The sequence below is a fragment of the Microcystis sp. M53598_WE2 genome (assembly GCF_030067735.1).
GTDB lineage: Bacteria > Cyanobacteriota > Cyanobacteriia > Cyanobacteriales > Microcystaceae > Microcystis > Microcystis aeruginosa.
This window is the reverse complement of sequence record NZ_JASJFE010001026.1, coordinates 1-5559: the sequence shown is the minus strand read 5'-3', so window position 1 is coordinate 5559 and position 5559 is coordinate 1. Positions and strand designations below refer to the sequence as shown.

Sequence of the window (5559 nt, the reverse complement as noted above, 5' to 3'; positions counted from 1 at the left end):
CAGGAGGGAACCAATGAAAATTTTTGATTATTGGCAAATTGCCAGTCAAAATCTCCTCAAAAATAAACTGCGTAGTAGCCTGACTATGCTAGGAATTATTGTGGGCAATGCTTCCGTCATCACCTTATTTGGAATTGGTCAGGGAACAGAAAATTTAGCGGCCCAGCAGTTTCAATCCTTGGGAACTAATGTTTTATTTGTCGTCCCTGATGTCAGCGATGGTTGGGGGACTACTTATCAAAAACCGAGAAGTTTAGTATTAGAAGACGCTAGGGCGATTGCCACTCAAGTGCCGGCCGTGTCAGAAGTTGCTCCTGAAATTCAATCGACCGAAGTTGCAAATTACGGCAGTAAAACCTTTGAGACTCGTGCTATTGGCACCACACCGGAATATCTCTCGGTGCGAAATTTTGATGTAGCTAAGGGGCGATTTTTGAATGAATCAGATATTGAAAGCAATAATTTAGTCGTGACTTTAGGACCAGAATTGGCAACAAAATTATTTAACCAAGAAAATCCTCTAAATCAATATGTGCGGATTAGAAATATTGATTTTCGCGTTATTGGAGTCATGAAACCGAAAGGTTCAGTATTAGGAACCAATTTAGATGATGTTGCCATGATACCAGTTACCACAATGGCCAATCGCCTGACTGGAACAACCTCTTCTGCTGGTATAGAACTATCCTTTATTTCCTTTTCAGCACGAGATAAAACCAGAGTAGAAGCCGCCCTATTTCAAGTAAGAAATCTACTGCGACAGCGCCATCAGGCATCTGACTTTAGCATACAAACTCAAAAAGATTTGTCAGCAACTGCCGACCGGATTGCCAGCGCCCTGACTTTATTCTTAGTAGCGATCGCCAGTATCTCTCTTTTCGTCGGCGGCATTGGTATCATGAATATTATGCTGATTTCTGTAAGTGAGCGCACTTCAGAAATTGGACTACGAAAAGCAGTAGGAGCATCTGGCCGCCAGATTCTCATGCAGTTTCTTATTGAAGCAGTTATCCTTTCGGTACTTGGGGGGTCAATCGGCGCTTTTGTGGGAGTCGGCGGCAATATCCTCGTTGCTAGTTTTACTCCCCTCAAAGCCAGCATTTCTCCTCTAGTGATTGCTTTAACTTTAGGTGTGTCGGGAAGTATCGGACTATTTTTCGGAGTCGCCCCTGCCCGACAGGCAGCCCGACTAGACCCAATTGTCGCCTTGCGGAGTATATAAAACCTAACTATGCAAGTTCCAGTGATCCCCAAAATTACCCTCAAGCTCCCCCGTACCTGGACGATGGGAATCCTCACCGTCGGCATCATCGGCAGCACTGCTACAGTTTACCTAACATCGCGCCATCCCGCTGCTCCCAAAGACATCAATCACCTCACGGTTGCCGTCAAACAAGAGAACCTTACTTTAGAAATTCAAGCCAGCGGCAGAGTCAGACCGATTGAAAGCGTCAATATCAGTCCCAAAACTTCCGGGCGTTTGACAGAACTTCTCGTGGAAAAAGGAGATCGGGTCAAGGAAGGGCAAGTTATCGCCCGCATGGAAGATACAGAAATTCGCACCCAACTAATAGAAGCGCAGGCTAATCTCAGTCGCCAAGAAGCCCGTCTCGCTGAATTGCTGGCGGGGAGCCGCCCTGAGGACATCGCCCAGGGTCTTGCCCGTTTGAGCCAAACCGAAGCCCGTCTCGCTCAATTACTGGCGGGCAGCCGCCTTGAAGACATTGCCCAAGCTCAAGCTCAACTAGAAGCAGCCCAAGCCAAAGAAAGACTCGCCATCGCTAGACTGGAGAGGAACCGACAGCTTTTAGCCGATGGAGCGATCGCGCAAGATCAACTAGATGAAGCCACTGCCGATGCTGAGAGTGCTGCCGCTAACAGCCAAGAAGCGATCAACCAATTAGCTAAACTGAAAAATGGCAGCCGCCCCCAAGAAATTGCCCAGGCGCGTGCCGAAGTTGCTGAAGCTAAATCCGCACTAACAAAATTGGAAAATGGCAGCCGCCCCCAAGAAATTGCCCAAGCGAGGGCAGAAGTCGCCGTAGCCAAAGCTCAAGTGTTGCGGGTTCAATCCCAAATGCAAGATAGCGTGGTTGTGGCTCCCTTTTCGGGCTTGATTACTCAACGCTATGCCAGCATCGGTGCTTTTGTCACCCCAACTACTTCCGCTTCTAGTAGTGCTTCTGCTACTTCTACTTCAATTGTTGCTTTAGCCACGGGATTGGAGATTCTCGCCGAACTTTCAGAAGTAGATATTAGTAAAATAAAAGTCGGACAAATGGTGCAAATTCGTACTGATGCCTATCCGCAAAAAGTCTTTCAAGGGAGAGTCCGCTTGATTGCCCCAGAAGCGGTCAGGACTAACAATGTCACCTCTTTTCAGGTACAGATAGCAATTGAAACGGGACAGGAAAAACTTCTGTCGGGAATGAATGTGAGACTGACTCTTTTAGGGTCCTCAATTCCTCAGGCTTTAGTCGTACCAAATGTCGCTGTTTTAACTCAAAATGGCAAGACTGGGGTATTAGTTCCTAACCAGGAGAATAAACCTAAATTCCGTCCGGTGACTCTTGGCCCAGTCATCGGCGATAAAACTCAGGTTCTTAATGGGGTCAAAGTTGGAGAGCGGGTATTTATCGACTATCCTGAAGATTCTCCTTAGAGTATCTGTTTAGATCAGCTATAATTATCCTCTGGGGTTTGACTCGGTGTCAAAAAAGTTTCAGCTAATTTAATTAAAGTAGTTCGATTAATCTTCCCCTGGGGACTTTTTGGTATCTCTGGTAATTTTATCCAATGTTTCGGCAGTTTATAATTGACTAATTTATCCTTAATCTGGGATTTAATACTTGTCTGGTTTATCTGAGAATTAACGGGGACATAAAAAGCCACAATTATCTGTCCCCATTTGATATCTGGCAACCCTAAAACCACCACATCTTTAACTAAATTAGTTTGTCTAATGGCATTTTCTACCTCAAAAGGATAAACATTTTCTCCTCCGGTAATTATTTTTTGACTATCGCGACCAATGATATATAAATAACCACTTTTATCCAAATAACCTAAGTCATCGGTCTCGAAGTAGCTTGCTTGATTAAGATGGGGATAATAACCTAAAAATAAAGATTTAGCTTCAATAATAATTTTCTGGTTATCGGGATTAATTTTTATCTGAGCATGGGGTAATACCTGTCCATTACTATTATTGCCTCGTCGAAAATCTTCTGGTTTAAGGGTGACAATTTGTGAGGCAGTTTCTGTCATTCCATAGGTGGGAGATAGGCAAATATTATATTCTCTAGCTTTTTCTAGTAAAGATGGCCATGCAGGGGAACCTCCTAGGAAAACTGTTTTAAAATTGGCTAACCAGCGAGGATCATTTTCTAGAAAAAATTGTAATTGACTGGGAACTAAAGAGATAAAATAATCTTGAAGATTGAGATTATTTATGCGCTTTTGTTTGATTTTATGGTAAGGAATAACAGCAAAATCTCCCCCCGTTAAAAAACTTCTGAGAAACTGCATTAAACCACTAACATGATATAAGGGCAGTAGGCAAAAACAGTTAACCCGCTTGACTTGAAAATATTCAGAGAAACCTTTAACAGAAGCAGTTAAAGTTAACCAGTTATGGATAGCAAAGCGAATTTTTCCCGAGGTTCCTCCCGTGGGTATCATCAGAGAATTAGTCAAAGGATTGACAGGAGAAGAATTATAGTTAAAAACCTTGATATTTTCGCCAAAAATATAATCGGGTTGCACCAGAGAGAAAACCTGTTCCCATTCGTTAGTTTTCCAGTCAGGATTAGCTAAAAATAGGCAACTTTTTGACCTGACGGCAGCCAAGAATATCGCTAGAAATTTAAGGGGATTGACTTCAGCAAGCAGTATAGTTAATCGAGGATTATCTGCGGCGATAAATTGCTGAGAATAGAACTGATATAATTGATAAAATTTTTGGCTATTGTATCCATATAACCAATCTTTTTGACTGAGATATGCTAATTGTTTGCTGATGTCGTCCACAGTTTTTCTAACCAATCGGGGTCACTATTATTAAACCATTGTTGCACACCAAAACCTAAAGCTCGCTCCTTTTTGGGGTATTCTTGTGCTAGACGTAGAGCGGCTTTTCTGCCGATATTAGTTTCTAAAACGGAGGAAAATACTAAATCTAAGGGATATTTTTCCCAGAGATGTCTTAACCCTTGTATTGAACCGGTAATAGCAGGTTTAATCACAAAAATTCCTCGCCATCCCCGTTGATAACATTCCTCTATTTGTTGCAGATTGGCCACCGATTCATCTAAAGCAATTCCTGTGGTAAAATCTTGACTTAATTGCAACATTTCTAACCATTGAGACGGGGGTAAAGGTTGTTCGATAAATTCAATTATTTGACATTCATCGGCAATTTTTAACCAGATTTTACTGTCAGCAATACTTAATCCACCATTGGCATCTAAACGCAATTTAATTCCCCTGGGTAATCGGGTAATTAATTTTTCAAATAAGTTTAACTCTTGCTTGAGAGAATTAACTGCAATTTTCCATTTATAAGTATTAGTTTGATTGGTGGCTAGAATATCATCCAGACAGGGAAATACTGCCGCACCGGTGGGTAATAAATAACTATAGTTTTTCGGCTCTAATTCTCTTGATTGATTCTCTATACTCAAATCTTCTAAAGCTGATTCAAAGGCAAATTGACAAGCGGGAAATTGTTCAGGAATAGAAAAAATTGAATTTATTGATAGGGGATTTTCGAGACTTTGACAGAATAATATTGCTGCCGATAATGTTTCTGAACCAAATTCAGGTAAAGGAGCAATTTCTCCCCATCCTATACGTCCATCTTCCGCTTCTAAGCGAATAATAATTCCTTCCCTAATTTGCCAGAGTCCGTGATGGGTTTGTAGGGGATGCAGCAAAGGACGCTGATAAACACGAAATTGCCAGAAATACATGATTAACTATAAGTAGTAGTGAAAAGCTTAACATGAGCAGGCGTTGGGTTTCATGCTTCAAACCAACCTACGTTCTTTATAGAGTTTGTCAGCGAAACGTTTTTTTGTTTTAAAGTCCAGAAAACGGGTTTCTTCAAGAAACCCGTTTTCTGTATAAATGTTAATTTCTGTTACAGGGGTCTTGAAAGATTGGCCATTGTTATGCTAAAACTGTTATCAATAAACTTTTGCTGTCAATGTCATGACTTCTTCTCTTTTGCCGATTCTTCCTGCTGTTGACGATGTTTTGTTCGATTTCGCTCAATCTGATGGCTTTTGGGCGAATTTGGCTATCGCTTTTGGCACAAGTTATGATGTGGTTAAGGCGACGGAATTACGACAACAGTGGCAAAGCCGAAATTTTAGTCAAATTCCCCCGATTGAGGTACTCAGTGATGAGGTTTTGGGGACGGCGAATGGTGCATATTCCAGCAGTACGAATAAGATTTATCTATCAGCATCTTTTTTAAATACGGCCTCGTCAGCAGCGATAGTTAATGTAATTTTAGAAGAAATTGGGCATTATGTGGATGCTCAAATTAATCAGGTG

At 41.7% G+C, this 5559-nt stretch carries 3 protein-coding genes and 2 pseudogenes; 3 read left to right on the top strand and 2 right to left on the bottom strand.

Going from position 1 to position 5559, the window contains the following annotated elements:
• Together PX636_RS21135 and PX636_RS21130 are read left to right on the top strand one after the other, a co-directional pair.
• The coding region (locus PX636_RS21135; protein ID WP_353853501.1) for an ABC transporter permease at positions 1-1222 on the top strand (1222 nt) is incomplete at its 5' end.
• Between the two features lie 9 nt (positions 1223-1231).
• Positions 1232-2662, top strand: coding sequence for an efflux RND transporter periplasmic adaptor subunit (locus tag PX636_RS21130; protein WP_288118712.1), 1431 nt, complete (start codon positions 1232-1234; stop codon positions 2660-2662).
• A 24-nt stretch (positions 2663-2686) separates the two neighbouring features.
• Here the strand turns inward: PX636_RS21130 and PX636_RS21125 are convergent.
• Both PX636_RS21125 and PX636_RS21120 read right to left on the bottom strand, forming a co-directional pair.
• Positions 2687-4029 (bottom strand): annotated as a pseudogene (locus PX636_RS21125) (2-succinylbenzoate--CoA ligase).
• On the bottom strand, positions 4005-4970 hold the full coding sequence (locus tag PX636_RS21120; protein WP_288118706.1) for an o-succinylbenzoate synthase: 966 nt from the start codon (positions 4968-4970) through the stop codon (positions 4005-4007). The pseudogene PX636_RS21125 and the gene PX636_RS21120 overlap by 25 nt, the downstream one beginning before the upstream one ends.
• Before the next feature lie 241 nt (positions 4971-5211).
• Here PX636_RS21120 and PX636_RS21115 point away from each other — a divergent pair.
• A pseudogene (locus tag PX636_RS21115) lies at positions 5212-5559 on the top strand (hemolysin); the annotation flags it as partial.

Excerpts from the sequence above, each read along its gene's own strand:
- PX636_RS21130 (WP_288118712.1), top strand. The coding sequence starts at position 1,232 with ATGCAAGTTCCAGTGATCCCCAAAATTACCCTCAAGCTCCCCCGTACC.
- PX636_RS21120 (WP_288118706.1), bottom strand. The coding sequence starts at position 4,970 with ATGTATTTCTGGCAATTTCGTGTTTATCAGCGTCCTTTGCTGCATCCC.